Origin of the sequence: Mucilaginibacter sp., from assembly GCF_041660805.1 — a bacterium.
GTDB lineage: Bacteria > Bacteroidota > Bacteroidia > Sphingobacteriales > Sphingobacteriaceae > Mucilaginibacter.
Genome location: NZ_JBAZVP010000028.1, coordinates 1 through 20,986 on the forward strand (window position 1 = coordinate 1; position 20,986 = coordinate 20,986).

The 20,986-nt window shown below is 41.1% G+C and carries 21 protein-coding genes; 9 read left to right on the plus strand and 12 right to left on the minus strand.

Annotated features, from left to right (window positions below):
• The 7 genes from arsB to WC743_RS22830 all read right to left on the minus strand — a co-directional run.
• Positions 1 to 752, minus strand: a 752-nt coding sequence (gene arsB, locus WC743_RS22800) for an ACR3 family arsenite efflux transporter (protein WP_373015868.1), incomplete at its 3' end; no start/stop codon positions are given.
• Between the two features lie 33 nt (positions 753 to 785).
• Positions 786 to 1,421 (minus strand): hypothetical protein, encoded by a 636-nt coding sequence (locus tag WC743_RS22805; RefSeq protein WP_373015869.1) that lies wholly within the window; start codon positions 1,419 to 1,421, stop codon positions 786 to 788.
• 29 nt (positions 1,422 to 1,450) lie between these two features.
• The gene (locus tag WC743_RS22810) at positions 1,451 to 1,777 is read right to left on the minus strand and encodes a hypothetical protein (protein WP_373015870.1); all 327 of its coding nucleotides are present in this window, start codon (positions 1,775 to 1,777) and stop codon (positions 1,451 to 1,453) included.
• An 87-nt stretch (positions 1,778 to 1,864) separates the two neighbouring features.
• Entirely contained in the window at positions 1,865 to 2,290 is a 426-nt protein-coding gene (locus tag WC743_RS22815; RefSeq protein ID WP_373015871.1) for an arsenate reductase ArsC, read from the minus strand.
• Positions 2,287 to 2,715, minus strand: coding sequence for an arsenic resistance N-acetyltransferase ArsN2 (arsN2, locus tag WC743_RS22820; RefSeq protein WP_373015872.1), 429 nt, complete (start codon positions 2,713 to 2,715; stop codon positions 2,287 to 2,289). The genes WC743_RS22815 and arsN2 overlap by 4 nt, the downstream gene beginning before the upstream one ends.
• A gap of 10 nt (positions 2,716 to 2,725) precedes the next feature.
• Entirely contained in the window at positions 2,726 to 3,295 is a 570-nt protein-coding gene (locus WC743_RS22825; protein WP_373015873.1) for a DUF6428 family protein, read from the minus strand.
• A 53-nt stretch (positions 3,296 to 3,348) separates the two neighbouring features.
• Positions 3,349 to 3,678 (minus strand): ArsR/SmtB family transcription factor, encoded by a 330-nt coding sequence (locus WC743_RS22830; RefSeq protein ID WP_373015874.1) that lies wholly within the window; start codon positions 3,676 to 3,678, stop codon positions 3,349 to 3,351.
• A gap of 331 nt (positions 3,679 to 4,009) precedes the next feature.
• Between WC743_RS22830 and WC743_RS22835 the strand changes: the two genes are divergently transcribed.
• From WC743_RS22835 to WC743_RS22860, 6 genes are all read left to right on the plus strand, one after another.
• A complete protein-coding gene (locus WC743_RS22835) occupies positions 4,010 to 4,201 on the plus strand; it encodes a helix-turn-helix domain-containing protein (protein WP_373015935.1) in 192 nt (63 codons plus the stop codon).
• Positions 4,201 to 4,530 (plus strand): HipA N-terminal domain-containing protein, encoded by a 330-nt coding sequence (locus tag WC743_RS22840; protein WP_373015875.1) that lies wholly within the window; start codon positions 4,201 to 4,203, stop codon positions 4,528 to 4,530. The genes WC743_RS22835 and WC743_RS22840 overlap by 1 nt, the downstream gene beginning before the upstream one ends.
• Positions 4,527 to 5,513, plus strand: coding sequence for a type II toxin-antitoxin system HipA family toxin (locus tag WC743_RS22845; protein WP_373015876.1), 987 nt, complete (start codon positions 4,527 to 4,529; stop codon positions 5,511 to 5,513). Before WC743_RS22840 ends, WC743_RS22845 begins: the two co-directional genes overlap by 4 nt.
• A gap of 520 nt (positions 5,514 to 6,033) precedes the next feature.
• Entirely contained in the window at positions 6,034 to 7,032 is a 999-nt protein-coding gene (locus WC743_RS22850) for an IS110 family transposase (RefSeq protein ID WP_373015877.1), read from the plus strand.
• A gap of 314 nt (positions 7,033 to 7,346) precedes the next feature.
• Positions 7,347 to 8,060: an SDR family NAD(P)-dependent oxidoreductase gene (locus WC743_RS22855; RefSeq protein WP_373015878.1), complete on the plus strand. Its 714-nt coding sequence runs from the start codon at positions 7,347 to 7,349 to the stop codon at positions 8,058 to 8,060.
• 402 nt (positions 8,061 to 8,462) lie between these two features.
• Complete coding sequence (locus tag WC743_RS22860; RefSeq protein ID WP_373015879.1) at positions 8,463 to 10,841, plus strand: ABC transporter permease; 2,379 nt, start codon at positions 8,463 to 8,465, stop codon at positions 10,839 to 10,841.
• A gap of 583 nt (positions 10,842 to 11,424) precedes the next feature.
• Here the strand turns inward: WC743_RS22860 and WC743_RS22865 are convergent.
• Genes WC743_RS22865 through WC743_RS22875 form a run of 3 tightly spaced genes read right to left on the minus strand, consistent with a single transcriptional unit; the run spans position 11,425 to position 12,871 of the window.
• Entirely contained in the window at positions 11,425 to 12,348 is a 924-nt protein-coding gene (locus tag WC743_RS22865; RefSeq protein ID WP_373015880.1) for a HipA domain-containing protein, read from the minus strand.
• A 3-nt stretch (positions 12,349 to 12,351) separates the two neighbouring features.
• On the minus strand, positions 12,352 to 12,678 hold the full coding sequence (locus WC743_RS22870; protein WP_253952241.1) for a HipA N-terminal domain-containing protein: 327 nt from the start codon (positions 12,676 to 12,678) through the stop codon (positions 12,352 to 12,354).
• Positions 12,668 to 12,871: a helix-turn-helix transcriptional regulator gene (locus WC743_RS22875; protein ID WP_090463249.1), complete on the minus strand. Its 204-nt coding sequence runs from the start codon at positions 12,869 to 12,871 to the stop codon at positions 12,668 to 12,670. The genes WC743_RS22870 and WC743_RS22875 overlap by 11 nt, the downstream gene beginning before the upstream one ends.
• 1,352 nt (positions 12,872 to 14,223) lie before the next feature.
• On the opposite strand from WC743_RS22875, the gene WC743_RS22880 reads away from it, so the two are divergent.
• From WC743_RS22880 to WC743_RS22890, 3 genes are all read left to right on the plus strand, one after another.
• Positions 14,224 to 15,180: a helix-turn-helix domain-containing protein gene (locus WC743_RS22880; RefSeq protein ID WP_373015881.1), complete on the plus strand. Its 957-nt coding sequence runs from the start codon at positions 14,224 to 14,226 to the stop codon at positions 15,178 to 15,180.
• A gap of 399 nt (positions 15,181 to 15,579) precedes the next feature.
• Positions 15,580 to 15,891, plus strand: a complete 312-nt coding sequence (locus WC743_RS22885; RefSeq protein WP_373015882.1) for a hypothetical protein — start codon at positions 15,580 to 15,582, stop codon at positions 15,889 to 15,891.
• Between the two features lie 105 nt (positions 15,892 to 15,996).
• Complete coding sequence (locus tag WC743_RS22890) at positions 15,997 to 16,317, plus strand: hypothetical protein (RefSeq protein ID WP_373015883.1); 321 nt, start codon at positions 15,997 to 15,999, stop codon at positions 16,315 to 16,317.
• Between the two features lie 38 nt (positions 16,318 to 16,355).
• On the opposite strand, the gene WC743_RS22895 is transcribed toward WC743_RS22890, so the two are convergent.
• Together WC743_RS22895 and WC743_RS22900 are read right to left on the minus strand one after the other, a co-directional pair.
• Positions 16,356 to 17,738: a RagB/SusD family nutrient uptake outer membrane protein gene (locus tag WC743_RS22895; protein WP_373015884.1), complete on the minus strand. Its 1,383-nt coding sequence runs from the start codon at positions 17,736 to 17,738 to the stop codon at positions 16,356 to 16,358.
• Between the two features lie 17 nt (positions 17,739 to 17,755).
• Entirely contained in the window at positions 17,756 to 20,965 is a 3,210-nt protein-coding gene (locus WC743_RS22900) for a SusC/RagA family TonB-linked outer membrane protein (RefSeq protein ID WP_373015885.1), read from the minus strand.
• Positions 20,966 to 20,986: the final 21 nt, after the last annotated feature.

The following is a 20,986-nucleotide window of genomic DNA, read 5'->3' on the forward strand; positions in this document are numbered from 1 at the left end:
CCTTTTAAGCTGAACATGACCACGATGGTAAATAGCAAAGCTATCAGGGTGATGGGCGATATGAACGGTACATATTTCGTTTGGAACCATTCTTCGCCTTTGAGTTTGATTAAAGTGTAACGGCTGATAACGCCTGCGGCAAAGGGAATACCTAAGTAAATGCCCACGCTCTTGGCTATCTCCCCGATGGTAATATCAACTGCTAAACCTTTCAATCCGAATAATGGAGGTAACACGGTAATAAATACGTAAGCATAAACGCTGTACAATAATACTTGGAAGATACTGTTCAAGGCTATCAGACCTGCTGCATATTCCCGGTTACCTTCAGCCAGTTCGTTCCATACCACTACCATCGCAATACAACGGGCCAGTCCGATGAGAATCAAACCCACCATATAAGCCGGGTGGTCACGCAATAAGGTAATCGCTAACACGAACATCAATATTGGGCCAACTATCCAGTTTAAGATCAGGGACGCGCTTAATACTTTAGTGTCCTTGAATACCTCACCCATATTTTCATATTTCACTTTGGCAAGTGGCGGGTACATCATTAAGATCAGACCGATAGCAAGCGGGATATTCGTTGTTCCGCTGGAAAAAGAGTTGATGAATCCCGATGACGAGGGAATAAAGTAACCGATACCTACTCCTATGGCCATCGCCAGGAAGATCCACAAGGTTAAGTATCTGTCAAGGAAACTTAGTTTTTTTCGTTCGGCCACCGGGGCACAGTTGTTTGCTGACATATTTGAAGTTCGTGTTTTAATGTGAAGTGAATATTAATAGTTCCAGTTATCTTTTATCTTATTAGCCACAAAGATCATTTCGGCAGCGATCAGTTTTTCCTGTTGCTGGATTTGTTCATCTGTTGCTCCTGTAAGACCAGGGTATTTTAATTTAACCGCGAATTTGTCCGGGCTGCTCAGTAAAGACGATGCATCCTCATTCAACAGCACATGCACCGCCTGCGGGTTGGATGCTGAACTTTCAAATGTAACAGAGCCACCCTGGTCATTATATTTGGCGTTAAGACCACCATCCGTACCTACCTTGAAGCCCAGTTTGGTCAAGGCTGGTGCTAATTTTTCCGATGGGGCAGCACCAACGGCAAATACTTTGACATCATTAATGCCATTGTTCGATAAGGCTGCTTTCAAAACGGCTTTCGCAAAGGGAGCGCTAAAACCGTCATTACTGATCAGTTCGATCAAAACCGGCTTCTTTTGACCTTTCGCTACAATGCCCATCTGCTGGATACCGGTCAATACTTCCTGACGTTCATAAGAAACAGGGTTGCTTTTTTTTATTTGTTTAAAAGATTGCACCAGTTCAGGATAAATAGAATCAGCTACGGGGGCGAAAGCGGAGCCTACTACCAGCAGGCCTGCTAAAAATACGTTGAATAAGGGTTTCATAATTTTAGGTTTTATTGGATTATTTGGTTTTATTTATGCGGTTCATGACTGGCTATTTCGCTGACCAGTATTGCCAACTGTGTTGACATCGCTTTAAAAAGCTCGAAGTTGAGTTGGTAAAAGGTAATGCCGTTGCGGGTCATTTTATTGACCAGCTTTACTACTCTCAATGCGTTTAAGTGCTTTTCTGTTACCTCCGGAGCCAATGGCAGTTCTTTAAACGTACTGCTCGTTACCCAATCTTGCTGCTCCATCAATATCCTAACGATCATTACGCGGGCCGGCAAAGCCAGCGCCCTGGAAAAGTTTGCTAATTCGACATCCTGAAGATCAAATTTGGATTGTGTTTGCCCCATAATCTTTTTCTATTACATTGTTTTATTGCTATTTAGCGATTGATCTGATGCTAAAAAAAGCACAGCCATTTCCCCTGTGCATTCTAATCAGTTCTTTACGTGATCCTGAACAAAGTCGGCTGCATAGACCTTGATCAGGTCTCTTACCCGCCTGAACTCATCCATGACTTCATCCGGTGCTCCTGTTGCTTTGGCCGGGTCAGGAAAGTTCTCATGAAAACGCTCCACTTTGCCCGGAAAGAACGGACAGGCTTCGTTTGCGTTGTCGCAGACGGTGATCACCTGGTCAAAGGGGATTCCGATGTATTCATCCACATGGTTAGAGGTATGTTTCGAAATATCAATATGATCTTCGGCCATAACCTGAATGGCTTTGGGATTGACCCCGTGCGTTTCTATCCCGGCGCTGTATATATTAGCTTTTTCGCCTGCAAAATAGCGCAGATAACCTTCAGCCAGCTGGCTGCGGCAACTATTGCCGGTGCATAAAACCAGTATATTCTTCTTACTCATCTTAGTGTTTTTTTCATTACGATGGCTGATACTGGGCAAACGTGACTGAACTCTGATGAAACTCTGACTTCCGTAGGCACATCTTCCCTGGTTATTTTTAAATAGCTTTTACGCTCGAAGTAAGCCGGCGCCGTTTCTGTTAACAGGTATAATTCAATCAAGCCTTTCAACTTACACATCGCGTCCAGCCGGGCCAGCAGTTTACCGGCAATACCTAAACCCCGCTTTTCAGGTTGTACCGCTAAAGACCTGAGTAACCCGTAGTTTCCAAAAACTTCAACGCCTCCAACACCGATTACCGTACCATCTTGTATGGCGACAATAAAATTATCCAGCGTTTCGGGCAGGTCAGCTATGGGCAGCTTTTCAGCGGCCAGCAGTTCGATGATTTTGTCTTTATAAGGTTGGGCCTGGTCTATGATCATGGTTGTTATATTAGCAGCAGCCTCCGCCCGGTGTGCAGCAAGCTTCCGCAGGCGCAGCCAGGTTAACTAATTGTACTTTCGGTTTCTCTGCCGCCGCAGGTGCGCAGCATTCTTCGCCTTTATCGTTTGTACCGCAACTGCCGCCACGGGTTTGTGCTTTGCATTGTACGGCATCAGGGCGCAGGTCAATTGTTAAAGCTTCGCCGTTCACGATCATTTCGTTAGGGAACATCTGCCGGGTATCAAATTCAGAATTACCGAACTCGATCTTTACCGTGCCGTTCGGATTAAGCGGCAGCATTTTCTCTACGATGTTTACTATTGATAAAGCTTTGCCAACTTTCATGGAGCGCTCTTGCTGTTCGCCTTCAGGCACCCAAAGCTGTACGATGATCTCTGTCCAGGCATTCATCACACCGCCGCAGTCCACCGAAGTGATCGGAGCCTGTTTGATCTCTGTAATATGATAAGCGGCATCTACCAGCTTACCTTCTGCATATTGGAATTGCAGGTCAAGGTCGGGATGCAGTAATAGGGTGTCTTTAAAGGTTTTCCAGTTGATCGCTTCTACTTTATTCATGGCTTTCTTCTATTTTATTATTGCAATATTGCGATTAATTAATTCAAATTTTTTTAGCAGCAAGTGGCCTTCAGGTCATAAGCAGCAAAGAAGCCGCTCATTTGCTCTCTTAATTCATTCCATACCGGAGGGTTGATGCAGTAACATACGCTTACACCTTCAATTGTACCCTGTATCAAACCGGCCATTTTCAATTCTCTCAAATGCTGTGAAATCGTCGGTTGTGCCAGCCCCAGTTCATCTACCAGGTCACCGCAGATACAGGTATTGGATTTGATGATATACTGTAAGATAGCTATCCGCGCAGGATGCGCTACTGCTTTCAGCATAACAGCTAACCTGTTCTGCTCTTCCGTAAATATTTCTGTTTTTGTTAATCCCATGATTTTATATTGCAATATTACGATTAATCTATTTAAATGCAAATTTTATTTGCTCATCTTTTATAAAATCACAGATAAACTTACAATTTACATGGCAAAAACTTTCAATTTACATAACTTTAATTGACAATATACATGAAAACAAAAGGCTTCTGTGGATAATCTACGTTATAAAAGAGCAATATACTGCACTTTTTGCTTGGCTTCTTTGCAAAGTCTGAAGCTTACATTAAAAAGTGTAGTTTACTGCACTTTTTAATGTAATTATAACTATAAATAATATATTTGCAATAAATAGAGCAACATAATGCACTTTGAAAAACTTATAAAGATGATAAAGGAGCGGCGGGAGTCACTCCAGGTTACACAAGAAACGCTGGCAGAATTGTCGGGCGTAGGATTGAGAACCGTTAAGCAATTCGAAAGCGGGAAAGGAAATCCAACTATAATAACGTTGCAAAAACTTGGAGATGCATTAGGCCTCGAAATAACCATGAAAATAAAGACGAAATCGAATAATTAATGAGAACGGCACAAGTATTATTTAAAGATGAAGCAGTCGGTACATTAACCCAGCATGACGATGGATCGTTCTCATTTGCGTATGATCCTTCCTGGGTCGACGATCCGGGCAAAGCGGCCATTAGCCTTACTTTGCCAAAGAGACACAAAGCATATCATTCCGAATTTCTTTTCCCCTTTTTTTATAATATGCTGCCGGAAGGCTCCAATAAGCAGGTCGTGTGTAAACTCAACCGCCTGGACCGGGATGATTATTTCGGGTTATTGATCACTATTGCAAAAAACGATACCATCGGCGCGGTAACCATACATAAAATTGAAAACGAATGAGCATACCAGAAATTAAATATTGCCCCGGCACATTAGCACCCGGTTACAATACTTATAGCCGTACTTGTCTTGTCCGTGTTTTCAATGGAAAAAAGGTCAGCCATATTCTGCCTTACGAATCACCCGCTTCTAACCCGGAAACTGATGAATTATTCGAAGAAAACAGGAAACAAATGTCCATCTCGGGCGTACAGGAGAAATTCTCGGTCTTGCTGGAAAAGAACAAACTTAGGCTGATCAGCGAGGGGGAGCGTGGGAAATATATTCTTAAACCGATTCCAAATGCTGGCCGAAAATCGGATCAGATGCCGGCAAATGAGCATGTAACGATGCAAATCGCCCGCCAGGTCTACGGTATTGAAACCGCCGAGAATGCCCTGATTTTTTTTAAAAATGGCGCGCCTGCATATATTACCAAGCGGTTCGACGTTAAGTCGGATGGCAGCAAACTGGCGCAAGATGATTTTGCTTCGCTTGCAGGCAGGACACCTCAAACGCACGGTGAACATTATAAGTACGAAGGAAATTACCTTGAGCTATTCCAACTGATGGAAAAATTCGTGCCGGCATATAAACTCGAAGCGCCAAAGCTACTGAAACTATTAATTTTCAATTATTTATTCTCGAATGGAGATGCTCACTTTAAGAATTTCTCGTTACTGGAAACGCCGCTTGGCGATTACCGCCTCAGCCCTGCTTATGATCTATTGAATAGTCGCGTCCATATAAACGACCGGGACTTCGCATTTGATGACGGTCTATTACCAAAAAACATGGTACAAGGTAAATTAAGGCATCAATTCAGTGTGTTGGCCGCGGAAGCAGGTATCACGGAAAAAGTATTTAATGAAATGATGGAATTAATGGTTTCGCAATCAGACGCTGTTGAGCGGTTCACATTTTCCTCGTTCTTGGACGACACCACAAAACGGTACTACTGGCAATCCTATCAAGGCCGGCTCAAACAATTGCAAAAGAAATAGGAAAGCTTGTGAACAACCGAGCCTTATTCAACGCTTAAGCAACAAAAGCGCTTAGCCGGATCAAATGTCAAGGGCCTTTAGATTAGCAGGGTGAAATCATTAATCAAAAGCTTGTTATTGTTAGGGTGTGGGAATGTGGTAAACTCTAACGAGTTTACCACATTCCCACACCTTTTTCTTTTTGCTTCTTTTTCTTTTTGATCAACAATATTTTGTGGATAAAGTTAACGTGATGACTTAATGGCAAGGAACAGGGTGAACCAAGTCAAGGCCCAGGCTAAAGACCTATGGCCCGTATTAGTCCCTGTTTCAGGCTATTTAGGTCCACTGTGTAAATATTAACGAACAACTAACTTGTTGACAAAGAATGGGGTGAACCAAGTCAAGGCCCAGGTTAACGACCTATGCTTCGTATTAGTCCCTATTCCGAGTCGCAAGTCGATGTCAATGACAAATTAGAATTTTAGACATAAGGTCTTATAAAGGTTTTAGTCTGCGCACATCAATTAATCTATTCAACATGAAATACAACACGTTTATTGGTGTGGATGTATCAAAGCTTACTATTGATGCCCACTTACATTTAATCAATGTCTCCAAAACATTTAGCAACAACGAAAAGGGTTTTGCATCCCTTTTAGCGTGGGTGAAAAAACATGGTAAAGTTTCTGATCTCACAAAGGCAATAATAGCCTTTGAACATACAGGCATGTATTCTATCAAGTTGGCTATGTATCTCAACGAAGTTAATGTCTCTTTTGCTATGCTTCCTGCACTTCAAATCAAGCAATCCATTGGGATCAGGAGAGGTAAAAGTGATCAGGTAGATGCGCAAAGAATTGCGGAATATGCCTGGTTGCACCGGGAAACGTTGCAATCAACTATATTGCCAGCCAAAGGGATTTTGAGACTTCAATCATTGCTTACATTAAGAGATCGCCTGGTACGGGATCGTGGAGGCTTTGAGGCAACATGGAAGGAGCAAAATAAGGCATTGGATGAAAAGGAGTATAAGGGAATGTTTCAAATCTATAAATCCCTCGTTCAGAATTTAACGCTGCAAATTAAAAAGCTTGAAAGTCAGATTAAGGCAGTTATAGAAAGCGATGAAAAAATCAAAGCAAACTACAAATTACTTACCAGCATCAAATGCGTGGGGCCTGTTTTAGCTGCTAATATGATTGCTTGCACCCATAATTTCACCCGGTTTACCAATTGGCGCAAGTTTGCCTGTTATGTAGGAACGGCACCCTTTGAGCACCAATCAGGCACCAGTATAAAAGGTAAAACACGAGTCAGCAGCTTATCGAACCGGCAAATAAAAAAATTGATCCATTTGGTAGCTATATGCGCTTGCGCATATAATCCAGAATTGAAGGTCTATTATAAAAGAAGGGTAAGTGAAGGAAAAAATAAAATGAGCACACTCAATGTTATTCGAAATAAGCTTATTGCCAGAATGTTTGCAGTGGTTAACAGGGGAACCGCTTATGTGGATCTGATGAAACACGCAGCTTAGGGCTTTTCATCTTAACTCGTAAACACCGCTCCTTATTTTGGTCGGGTTCCGTCAAGGGCAGCGAAGCGCAGGCCAGTGGGCAGAGCTGTTTATATTACCCTTTAGGGGTTCCGGCCAAAATAAAACTTTGTGGCGAGAGAAGATGAAATAACTATATAACTTTTAAATATAAAGGATTAACTGACTTAAGGATGTATCACAGTTTAATTAAGCAGCAGATTGTATTGATTTTTAGATTGTATTATTGCAGTATATCTGTAACATAGCTAAAATCATATACTCCAATCGTATAAATCTAATCTAAAATGTCACACATGAACACTACTCCGGCAACAAAAATTATTATTATTGGTGCATCATCTGGCATAGGTAAAGAACTAACATTGCAACTGGTGCGAGGAAATCATGTTGTGGGCATTACTGGCAGAAGAGTGGATTTGTTGGAAGAGCTTAAATGCAAATACCCTGATAAAATATTTTATGCCCAGATGGATAATACTGACCTCGATTCTGTGGATTCTAATCTTGAATATCTTAAGAAGCGACTTGATGGGCTTGATCTTTTGATTTTATGCTCAGGGGTAGGGAATCTTAATGAAACAGTTGATTTTGTTCTTGAACAACAGACTATTGAGTTAAACGTAACAGCTTTTACCAAGATTGCTAACTGGACAGTTAAATGTTTTGAAAAACAATCGTCAGGTCATTTTGTGGCAATAACCTCGTTGGCAGGTATGATAAGCAGCGATGTTGCGCCTGCTTATAATGCAAGTAAAGCCTTTCAAATTAACTATTTAAAAGGTTTGCGAAGCAAGCTGAAAAAGTCAAATTCACCAATAAATATTACAGATGTTAGACCGGGTTTTGTCGATACCGCAATGGCGAAAGGGGAAGGATTGTTTTGGGTTGCGCCTGTTAATAAGGCAGCTTACCAAATTATCGCTGCAATAAATAAAAAGAAGACTTTAGTTTATATCACCAAGAGGTGGGCAATCATTGCCTATATATTTAGGCTTATAAATAAATAGGCACCTATTAACAGGTCAAGCGCCCTAAAACCCCTTAGCGTTCTCACATAATAAAAGTAATAAAGCCGAAATTATTTTTTTAACTTTTCATTAGGTAAAGTCTTAGGCAAGCCACTAAAAAAACAAAACACAACTGCCCGTTCATATGGCCTTTACATTTTATCCCGACGATGGCTATCATTACGAATATGGTGAATATAGAATGCCATATTAAAATAGTTATTGACCGATGACTCGACTTTGAAAAAACTATCTCACACAGTATTGATACCGAACAGGTAGGTGTTCGTTTATGTTACAAAGCCATTATGAAAATTACCATACTGCAGTGAAAATCAATCAATTGATATTTTGGTGTCAAATTTGAGTTTTTAGGATTTATTTACTTATTAACTTCCGAATATGATAAATCATTATCTTAAAGTCGCCTGGCGCAATTTAGTTAGAAACAAAACTTATTCCGTTATCAATATAGCTGGCTTGGCAACAGGTATGATAGTTGCATTGCTTATCGGTCTTTGGATTGGTGATGAAATTTCCTTTGATACCTATCATAAAAACTACAGCAAACTCGCTCGCGCAATAGATAACCAAACTATAAATGGGGTAACTAATACAAGTCAAATGGTCGCCATACCGCTTGAAGCAGAATTTCGCAGTAAATATTCCAGAGATTTTAAGCGGATGGCACTTGTATTCCCAAACTTTGTACATACCCTCAGCCTCGGTGAAAAAAAGATTTCAGCATCGGGGGTATGGACACAACCTGATTTACCTGAAATGCTTACACTTAACATGATTTCAGGGAATCGAAATGCGCTTAATGACCCCTCTTCCGTTTTAATCTCACAATCATTGTCGGTAGCATTATTTGGAAACTTAGATCCAATGAATAAAACGGTGAAACTCGACAATATGACCTCCTTAAAAGTAGGTGGTGTATATGAAGATCTGCCGGAAAACACAACCTATCATGATACAAAACTTTTTTTAGCCTGGGATAAGGCTATATCAACTTTTGGTGGCGGAATTAAAGATGCCCAGACTGATTGGAGTGTTCGAAATTGGAATTTATTGGTCGAGTTGAATGATAACACTGATTTTAATAAAGTAAACGCTAAAATTTTAACTATTGCCGAAGCTCACCTAAAAGGTGGGAAAGAAGCCATTTTATTATATCCAATGAGCAAGTGGCATTTATATAGCGACTTTAAAAATGGCAACCCCGCAGGTGGTCGCATACAGATCATTTGGATGTTCGGAATAATCGGGTCGATCGTATTACTCCTGGCCAGTATAAATTTTATGAACCTGTCTACTGCAAGGAGTGAGAAACGGGCTAAAGAGGTTGGTATACGTAAAGCAATCGGCTCTTTACGGTTCCAGTTAATTATTCAATTTTTTACGGAATCCTTATTGATTGCATTTTTTTCAATGTTTCTGGCAATTGCCGTGGTGTTTATAACACTTCCATTATTTAATCAATTAGCTGAAAAACAGCTTTCTTTTCCCTTTTCTAATCCTTTGTTTTGGCTACTCATTTTAACATTCACAGCATTTACTGGTCTTATTTCGGGTTGTTATCCTGCTTTTTACTTATCTTCTTTTAGCCCCCTGAAAGTATTAAAAGGAGTTTTCCGGGTTGGTAAATTAGCTTCGCTTCCCCGCAGGGTATTGGTGGTTGTGCAATTTACAGCATCAATTACCATAATTATAGGTACAATTATTATTTATAAGCAAATTCAATATGCCAAACAACGCCCCGTTGGTTACACCCGCGAAGGACTAATTATGCTCTCCATGAACACGCCTGAAATTTATGGAGCTTCTTATAATAGCCTAAGAAATGATCTGATGCAGACTGGAGTAGTCGAAAATATGGCAGAATCATCCACTAATTCTACGGAAGGGCCTGTAAAAACGAGGGACTTTACCTGGGAGGGTATGGGTCCTAATGATAAACCTTTAATAGGATTAGTTGGCGTGACACATGATTTTGGTAATACAATCGGTTGGAAATTAGAGAATGGGAGGGATTTTTCTAGAAGTTTTGTGGCAGATACAGGTTCTATCATATTAAATGAAGCAGCGGCAAAATTAACCGGATTTAATAATTCCATTGGGCACACTATTAGATTTTACGGGAAACTTCATGAAATCAAAGGTGTAGTTAACAATATGATTTTGGAATCTCCATACACGTCGGCACAGCCAACTATATTTTATTTAAGTTATGACGCGGCGAATGTGATTACAATACGGATCAAACCCACGTCGGCAATGGGTGATGCTTTAGTTAAAATCCAATCTGTATTTAAAAAATATAATCCCAATGCTCCGTTTGATTACAAGTTTACGGACGAGGAGTATGCAAAGAAATTTTCTGATGAGGAACGCGTAGGTAAAATAGGTGCGTTGTTTGCCGTTCTTTCCACCTTTATTTGTTGTCTGGGACTATTTGGACTGGCTTCCTTTATTGCTGAACAAAGGAAGAAAGAAATTGGTGTTCGCAAAGTGCTAGGGGCTTCTATAACAAACATTTGGAAAATGCTTTCTATAGATTTTGTAACCCTGGTTGTAATTTCCTGTTTTATCGCTATTCCGGTTGCATGGCTATCTTTAAATCAATGGTTGCAACAATTCAATTATCGTACAAGTATCCCATGGTGGATATTTGCTATAGCCGGTCTGGGGGCTGTTTTAATCTCTTTGCTAACAGTAAGCTACCAAACAATTAAAGCAGCTTCCGCAGTACCTTCCAAGAGTTTAAGATCAGAGTAATAAGCGCACCATTTAAAATCGCATTTAACTTACCAACACAATATGCTGAGATTTCATAAATTTAAAAAGTCCTATGGTCATTATCAATCATCCTGATGTAAGGCAGTTTGCAGGTACGTATCATGATCAATGGTTTGGAAATGTAACGAAATAAATCCGTAATGACCGCTTGTGGTTCACAGCCCAGCGGTCACCCCAGCTACGAGGATTTTGTTGCCTTATAAAAACAATACTTTTTTCAACAGATGGCAAAATCCTGAAGTTGACGGCGACAGTTCAGTACTTTTAACAAAGGGAAACCGGGGTCAGGCTGATACTTTACACTACAAAATGCAGCGGCTGGCATGGGTTTTAATTTCGATAACCTGCTATTTCAAAAGACAGATCGTAAGTGATAAATTTAAAAATATAAATTATTTGCTTAAGTCTTAGAATACGGGCCAACCGCTGGAAGCGGGCACAACGGCCCGCTTGTGCACCCTTGACGTTTGATTCCGGCGTGGGCTATCTTCGCGACTGCGGTGAATAAGGATTTTATTTTTTCTCACCAGGAGGAAAATCCACAATGTATAACTGTGGCTTGTCAATTAAACAACCGTTGCTTTTTATTCCAAATTTCCAGGTATAGTGCTTTTTTTTCGGGGCTCAGGAATGATGCTTCAATCATCTTACCAACCTCCTTATTACCGGAGGAAAATTTGTTATAGGTATTCCGAACGGCGGTTTCAGGTATATTCATACTTCTTGCCAACACATCAAAATCAGATAATCCAATTCTTTTCTTTTTGCCGTTTATTGTCAGGGCCAATTCTTCATCGTCCTGTGGATTAACAAGATTTACATTTAAAAGGTCATAGGCAGGGCTTAAGCTTACTCCTTCGTCCCCGTGCAGCACAGAAAAGTTTTTCAGGTGCATATCATTGTTGCCTGTCAAAAAAGAAAATAACACCAGTTCAAAATAAGTCAGCGCATCAAAACCAGTTTGAGTACAGTATTTCAGGATAAGCTTACCGATCTTTTCATAAGATCCCTTGTATTTATTTTCCGTTAAAAATTCAGAAAGCTGGCAGAAATCTTCCATGTGAACCTTATGGCCTTTCACCCGGTCAAATCTACGGGCAAGATAAACCAAACTGCCGTCTGATGCCTCCATTAAAGTATGATCGCAAGTTGGCATTTTAAACAGGCTTGCCAAATGCATAGTCAGATCTTCTGATTGCGGCATTTCTGGAAAACCAGGATGTTGTGGTTTAAGTATGTATTCTCCCCAAAGTCCTACTATAGTCAGACGGTTGTGCTCCTTCGTCTTTTTCAGGGTAACAGAAAGCTTGGGCTGAACTCCGGTCACAGCGATCCTTTCGTTGATGGTCTGTTCGCCCAACGTTTTCAAAAGTTTATTATTCAATTCCAGCTCAGGTACCTTAGCCGTACCAAAAAAACGCTTTGAACATTTTTCATGATAAGACGATGTACCTGCATCCTGATAACAAAACCAACAATTTGCCATAGCTTAATCTATTTCGGGAATAACCGTTACAGCTCCGATTGCATCCCTGCATGTTAATAGTAACAATTCAAACCGGTCATTGCTTTTGACCTTCCAGTGTGTTGTTGCCAAATCCAGCAGCCAACCTTCCGGTATCAAGCCATCGAAAAAAGCAAACAATACTTTACTTTCATATTTCCGGGTTGACAATGGCAGCGTTAAGCTTACCGGCTTTGCGTTCTTATTCTCTAAATAATCAGCCTGGTAAGTAAATTCGTAACCATCATCAGTTTCTGCTAGTACACCAGCAAGCGTGTCCTGAAAATACACCAAACCTTTCCTACTCATCATTTTTTACTTTTAATACCACTCCGAGTTCTGCGCCAAATAACATCAACACCTGATTCACTTTATCCATCCGCAATGTTGGTTTTCCCTGTTCCATCTCACGAACGACCCTAAGTCCGACTCCCGCTTTAGATGCCAGGTCTTCCTGTGTGAGATTTAGTGATTTCCTTTTTTTCTTCAAATACTCTGACAACATATTTATACCCTTTCGGGTACAAATATAAATAAAGTTTATTAACTATACCCTATCGGGATCATATCTTCTATTAATGTCATAATTATACCCTATCGGGACTATATAGTAAAATTGTGTTTGTTTTATACCCTATCGGGATTAGTGGTTAGTTTAAAAAAATCCAATACTGGTTCTCTAAGTACCAGTATTGGACGCTCTTTTACCATTCAGATTTTCAAATAACGGGGCCTGATGAATCAGCATCGCTACACACTTTTCAGTGACAAATCCTATAAGTTAAAGTTTTAAATTATTCGATAAACGTTTAGCATATCCCGAACGGATCGTTGAAATTTATGGTGTAAACGGAAAGTGTTTTTGCATTAATGTGTCCTGAATACTATGGGTATTAGGAGAGCGCCTTTTCTGTAGGGTTTCTGTCAACAAACAATATTCAGATAGCCAATAATGGGATGATAAAAAGTGCAAAAATATTCGGCGAATAAGAAAAGTAATAAGTCAACCCAATTGTTAATTGATCAATTAACAATTGGCAATGTTGATTTTATCATTTGTTAAGTACGTTCTGAACCATTGTTTATTGACAAAAAGACACCCATACTATAACTTTAACCAGATGGGATAAAACTCACGTTTTAGCTAAAAACTGCGAAAAAAGGGTAGGTAAAGCAACTTCATTTGTGATGTATATTAATCCATTTATTAAGGTAGAACGACCTTTTTTGTAATGTAGATCAACTCATTTTGTAATGTAATCGATTGATAAAAGATTTTCAGGAGCATAACTTTAATTTGATAAAATACGGTGTTAACGCTTTAGCTAAAAATTGCAAAGAAAAGGGTAGATAAGATAAGTGCACGATCATCTGAAATAAGGAAACAGATAAATAGGAGAAAATTAAAAGGATACTTCGCCGGAAGATTCTCCCGATACATATCAGAATAAATGGTTCGGTTATGATGAAACTGCTGTCATAGAGAGAAGAATTTTTTTTACAGGGGTAAAGGGTAGTAACTATTTTTTACTTTTTTTCATCGCGAGGAACCCCAAAAGAGCCGATTTATGCAATAATTGTTGGCGTTGAAGTGATAATCAGGCAAATTATTGGGTGTTTGCTCCCTTTTTCGCCCCCAAAAGTCACCACCCTTTTACCACTGTTTTCGCATTAAAAAAATGCATTTATTCAACCCGAAAAAAATATTTACGCATGTCACACTTTTGAATATAAATAACGCCGAGATTAAGCAGCTTAATTAAATAAGCTATTGCAATATTAAAATTATCTATGATTAAACACATCTAAGGCAGACTCCTGATACAGATAGGAGGCAGCCAGATTTTTAGCAAGCCTATGAAAAACCCTATCATCTTATATTTTTCTTCTCCGGTTATTTCCCGGAGCCCCATTCGTCAAAAACCGCCAGGGTACAGTCGTTACCCGGTAAACTATACCGATGCCGAGTTGATCCGACTGGAAGGGGGTACATTACTTCGCCAGTATCATAGCCATTACCTGTTTTATATTGAATTGTATGAATTTAAACTGGACAAAGAGTTGTCTCTGAGTTACCAGGTGGAGGAATCAGCCCTGTTTCTTTTTTTCATGCTGGAGGGGTACATTCGTTTTTCCACTCCCGATGGTACGCTCATTACCGAAGCAGACAAGGGCACATGCTATGCCACATTCAACAAGCCAGGCGAGTATATTGGCCAGCTACAGCCGGGCATTCACCGTATCTTTTACATCGCTCCAAGAATGGAGTGGCTGAAAAAAGATATCGGCCAATATCCCAAACTGAAAGCATTTGTTTTTGACCTCGATAACGGAAGTTCCTTATATGGACATATGCCCCGATGCCCGATAGCAGGACCGATCTACCGGACATTGCTCCAGTTATACGAGCTGAATGATCATAAGGCAGCTGATATTGAAGCAGAGCTGCTCCGGTTCTTCAAACAGTTACTGGCCCAATACGACGAGATGGTTTCGATCAAATTGGAACAACCGGTATACCGCGTTAAAAACTTTCTGGAAAAAAACTATACAGACTCCGAACTCAGCAACCAAACACTGATCCGGACTTTTCATATCACGGAGAAAACACTGATCGAAAACTTTAAAGAAGAATTTGGCACCACACCACATGCATTCCTGATCAATCTGCGTTTACAGAAGGCAAAACAATTGTTTGCAGCGGGCCAGCTATCCACCAATGAAGTATATATGTTAGTGGGATATAAGGATGTGCAAAGTTTTCGCATACAGTTCAAGAAATTTTTCGGATACCCGCCTTCTGATAGTCTTTAGGGCTTATTTTATGCCCATTCTCTCCTTTTTCTCAAAAACAGGCATAAAAAAACTTACCTCCCTTAGTGTTTTTCAATCCTCATTATCTCTATTTTTTTATGCTTTAGGGGAAAACAGATGCCGAGATTTACTAAACGCAACGATCAACACTGTTGCAAAGATATGTGATGGGGGTACCGGGAGCCGAGCCGCCATTTCCTGGCGGTAGAGCATCAGCAACATGATAGCAGCCTCTAAAGTAAACTACTATCAGTGGGATATCCGGCCGGTACTGTTAAGATGGCACCGGATGCTGATGCATGGAACGCGGGTACAGCGATAAAGTGCACAAACCCAGGACAGGTGACGCCAAGGCTGCGCCGCTGGTGTTAAGTTGATTAACAAGAAAAAATGTAGAGGATGAAAACGTTTGATGCAGCAACAATCAGGGACATGGCAGAGGATTATAACTCAAAGGTCATGCTGGCCGCTATGGCAGCGCTTTGCATCCGTTTTATCCGGAGGTACATGGCGGCATGTCTGTGGTTTTACACCATCAACATCCGGCCTCCTTTTAATCATGCTTACGTCCGAAAGAGAGTTACCCACACTAGTACCCACGACCGTAAAGAGGCTGTATTCACGAAAAACCCGAATAGCCGTGCCGGGCTATTCGGGCAAATGGAAACAGCAGCACCATGGGTGCAAAAGTTTCCGGTGAGGCCTGCCTAAAGGCAAAACGTCACATAACTATACGAATATAAAGTTTTTTGAACCCTTTTTGCTATTATGAAAAGTTCAATCATTAAGAACAGTAGACTGTTCAAAAATAAAGTCATGGCTATAGTAGCCATGTTTACAATTGTATTAGGTGTTGGCATCGCTATGGCCAGCACACATAAAACTGTAAGAATCAACAAAGCACATTTTGCAACATCATGGTTTACCTATGATGGATCAGGCAGTATTACTGACCCGCTCAATTATGTTGAAGCAAGCGGCACTCCTGACTGCCCCGGAACGACAAGCGTGTGTTCCATTCAGGCGACAGTTGGCAGTAATTCCAAACCTGTGATCACTCCTGCCTTGCAGACCGAGATCAACAACGCGGTTAATAATCATTCACCGTCTACCAATGTGCTGTTACAGGATCAATAGTTTTAATAAAAAGGAAGAGAGTCGCGCGCTCTTCCTTTTTATCTTGGATTCTGTGGAATTCCACTCGTTGTAATTACTTCTTGTGGAATTAAAAATACGTATCTCAAATCCTGCGGCGGCAATTGATAAAAGTCCGATCCCAAATTTCTCTTTAGTGTAGTTTTTAAATCCGCTTCCTGATTGAGCCGTCTTAAATCCGTCCATCTTAACGTTCTGAATATTAATTCTTTCCTTCTTTCATTTAATATCAAGTCCAACACCGCATTGGCATCCGTTACCTGGAATGGCTGAAATGTTCCGGTTTTCCATCGTGTTTGCAATAAGGTATTTAAATCCGTTAATGCTTTAGCGGTTTGACCTGCTCTTGCATAACATTCCGCCCGGATCAGATAAATTTCATCGGTTGCCAGTCCTGAAAAGATCGTTGCGCTTTGGCTGCCATCGTAATTCCCTTTAAAAGCATACGAACCGTTATCATTATCCTTAAAGTAAATTGTTCTTCTCAGATCATTTGTAGCGTAAGAAGCATACAGCGTAGAATCAATCTTACACCTGGAAGGAACCAATAACGTTGAACCTCCGGACATGGCATAAAATATAGTTTCCCTATTGAACCGGGCAATCGGGTTCGCAGAAGTTGCGCTTAAAGTATTGAAATTTATCAACTGAGGCTGAAGGTTTAGACAGGAATCCGCATAAGTCCCTGCCATATTATATTGTCCCATGGCCAGATAGGTTCTGGCCAATACCGCATAAGCCGCCGACTTCGTTGGCTGCGATGGGTAGCTGCTGCTTTGGGGTAATAGGGTCACAGCTTCTTTAAAGTCTGATAGAATCCGGTCATAGGTTTGCTGATTGGTAGAGCGTACGGAAACCGGGTTAAAGTCAGCGGTCAGCCTGATCGGTATCCCTAAATCGTTACCTGCGGTCTGCTCATTATACGGTTTTGAAAAGGTGCTGGCCAGTTGAAAAAACGCGTAAGCACGGAAGAATAAAGCTGCCCCCCTGATCTGTTGCGATTGAACGGTTGGTGCGGGGGCGATCTGCTCCAGGCTTTCTAAAACCTGATTGGCATAATAAACGACCTGGTACGGTGCCAGCCATTGGCCATTGGGAACCACGCCATCCGGCTGCCAGATGTACAATGACTTGTCCTGGGCTGTAACCAATGCATTGTAGTCTGTAAGTGTGACATAATAATTATCAGAAGCCGCTTCGCCGATGCCGGGAAAAGAACGATTCATCACCAAAACGTTATCCAGCAAGGCTTGCAAGTCCTGTAAATTTGACGGAACAACCTGTTGCTGGTTGGGCTTTGCATCCAGATATTTTTTACACGAAATGATGGAAATACTCACCAATAGTAAAAAATGTAGGATCAGCCTGGAACCTGTATGATTTTTAGATAGTATATTTTTCATATTGATCTGATTAAAGTTTAAAAGTCTGCTTTAAGGCCGAGTGAAACCGTCCGGGGCGCTGGAAAGCCGGAACCATAATCTGGGTCGATATGCCATTTATTGGCGCGCCACAGAATGCCGAGGTTGCTGGCATACACATAGAACTGTAAACTATTAAAAGGTAGCCAGGCTTGCTGGCTCTTTTCCAGTTGGTAGCCAATCCGGATGTCCTGTAAGCGTATGTTATCCGCTTTGGCTACAGTAGCATCGGAATAAGCATAAAATTCGTCCCTGTTCGGGTCATTAGGATAGATTATGGAAGGGACATTGGTCGTTTTTTCATCTCCCAGTTTTTGCCAGCGCAAACTGTAATCACTGTTCCCTACCCAGCCCGAATAAAGGTTATTGTAGTTGATGCTTGTTTTTCTGAAGAAGTAGCCAAGTCGATAGGTAATATTAGCCGATACGGATATACCACGCCAGGTAAAGGTATTTCTGAATCCACCGTAATAAACGGGAATAGCAGAGCCGTTGTAAACCAGGTCACTTAAACTGCCATTGATCATAATCGAATAATCCTTACTTACTAATCCGTTAACGTACCCTTGCGGATCGCCTGTTTTGGGATCAAGGCCAGCCCATTTATAACTGTATAAGGCGTAAACGTCCCTGCCAACTACGGGGTTAAGGGTAAGCCCGGTACTTACATAGGCACTTGCGGTAGATAGATCATTGTAATAAGCGATGATCTGATTACGATTGTAAGAGAATAACAAGGTGGTATTCCAGGCTAAAGCTCCTGTTAGATTTTTTGAATTCAATTGGAGATCGATTCCTTGCCCTTTTGTTTTGGCACTATTGATAAACAGATAACTGAACCCTGTTGTGAAATCAATCTGAGCCGGGCTGATCAGGTCTTTTGATTTTTTAATGTAGTAATCCAGGCTGCCGGTGATCCGTTCATTTACAAAGCCGAAATCAATCCCGATGTTGGTCATGCCAACTCTTTCCCATCTCAGTTCGGGATTGGGCGGGTTGATCACATTCGCATAAGGGATATGTGTATAATTATTAGTAGGTACATAGCCAATAGTGGTATAAGCCGAACGGCTGTTGTCTACATTACCACTATAGCCATAGGTCAGCCTCAGCTTTAAATAAGGAAGAATTGTTAAATGATAGAATTTCTCGTTGGCTATGTTCCAGGCCAGCCCGGCTGACCATAATGGTACGCCTTTCTGATTACTGTTCACCCCGAATAGGTTAGATTCATCTTTACGGGCACTGAGTGAAAGCATATACCTGTTATCATAGCTATAGGAGCCGTTTGCATACAGTGAAACATAACGATTTAAGATATTGCCGAACTGGGCGGGATTAGGAATGGTGCCATCGCTGTTTAATCCCTGGTAGAAGGGAAAAGTAGTTACTTCGTCCACATTGGTATAAGTAAACAGATTAGGGTTATAACCATAAGTTCTGCCTACGTTGTAAGTAGTCGTGTTTTGCCTTACTTCCGCACCCGCGATCGCCGATATTTGATTTTTTGTATTCCATGAATTGTTATAATTAAACTGGGTTCGTACATCATGGGCCTCCAGGTTATTATTGGTCATGTCCAGTATGCCGCCTACCGGCACCGGCCTAATGACACTTGTTCCGTTGATCTGCGTAAAACTGTTGATCAGGTTCCTGGTATAATAGCTATCCGCGCTATAATATTGATTATTGGTGTTTACTGCTTTTTCATACTGGTACTTAGCTTCAGCGTTCAGATGATTACTGAAGTAATATCTAATCCCGAAGTTTAACAGTATGTCCTGTGCCTTGGTATGGTTATCCGCTTGTTGTACTTCCTGTAGCGGCTTATATTGCCAGTTCAGCAGTTTTCCTGCACCCGTTGTATCAACAAAGCCTAAACGGTAATCTTTAGCAATGGGTAAAGAATTACCATTTGCATCTGCCAATTGCGCATAAGGGTAGAGTGCCGATTTACCAGCCGGAACAATTTGCCCGTAACCATAAGGAGACAGCGAGTTTTGATTAGAAGTGTTGCTTGAGGTATATTGTATGCCAGCCTGTATTTCTGTATGCTTAAATGGCTTAAAGGTATTGTTGCTCTTAATGGTCACGCGGTCATAGCCGCTGTTCATCAGGTTATAGAGGTTTTTATCGTATCCTGCTGAAAAGAAATAATTGGCAGACCCGTTACCTCCGGATAGCGAAAGGGCATGTTGCTGGTTAATTCCTGTGCGGTAGATGTATTTGTCAAAATCTTTACGTACATCGTAATTCCTTAAAGCATTGATCTGTGCATCAGCTTCATTGCTACTGATCTGACCATTTCTTTGCTGGTTTAAAAGTTCTACGACAGGCGAAACCGGCGGCCTGGAAAAAGTATTGCTGAGATCATTATCATAAAATCCTTTGGTGAACAGCATTTTCTCCACATCGATAAAATCCGAACTGCTCATTTGCGGCAGGTAATACAGGTCTGGTTTTGCGGTAAAAGTGAGGTTGCTGTTCAGGCTAACCTGTAAAGGCTGGTTAAATGATCCTTTTTTGGTGGAGATCACTATAACACCATTACCTGCCCTTACGCCCCAAATAGAAGCGGCAGCAGCATCTTTCAGTAGGGTAACGCTGGCCACATCATTAGGATTAATGTTATTGATATCGCCGTCATACGGAAAGTTATCGACTATCACCAGAGGTGATGTAGTCGCATACAGGGAACTGATTCCCCTGATCGTTAGTGAGCTCAGAGGATCGGCCCCGGTACGTTTATCGAAGAGCGTAGATGTGGTTATCCCGTCGAGTCTGGTCAGGACATCCGTTCCGGTGGCCCGATTAAATAATTCAGCATTGACCTTTTCAAAGGAGCCTGTTGCTCTCTCCCGTGGCAAGGTCTGGTAACCGGTGGAAACGGTAACCTCTTTCAATTCGGTATGCTCCTGTTGCAGATACACGATGAGCGAACTTTTGAGCGGCAAGCTGACGGATAAAGCTGTTTTCTTATAACCAATAAACGTAATGGTTAAATTACTCCGCTCTTTTAATCCTGGGATAGTAAAAACACCTGAACCATCAGTAGTATAGTTATTCCCTGTTTCTTTAACCAGTATGGTTGCTCCATTAAGCGGAAGGCTGTCTTTTACACTTAGTACTTTACCAATAATTAACGTTCCCTCCTGTGCAAAAACTCTTAATGTGATGAAAATAAAAATAAGTGGTAAATATCTTTTCATTTTGAAATGTGAATTGAGGAC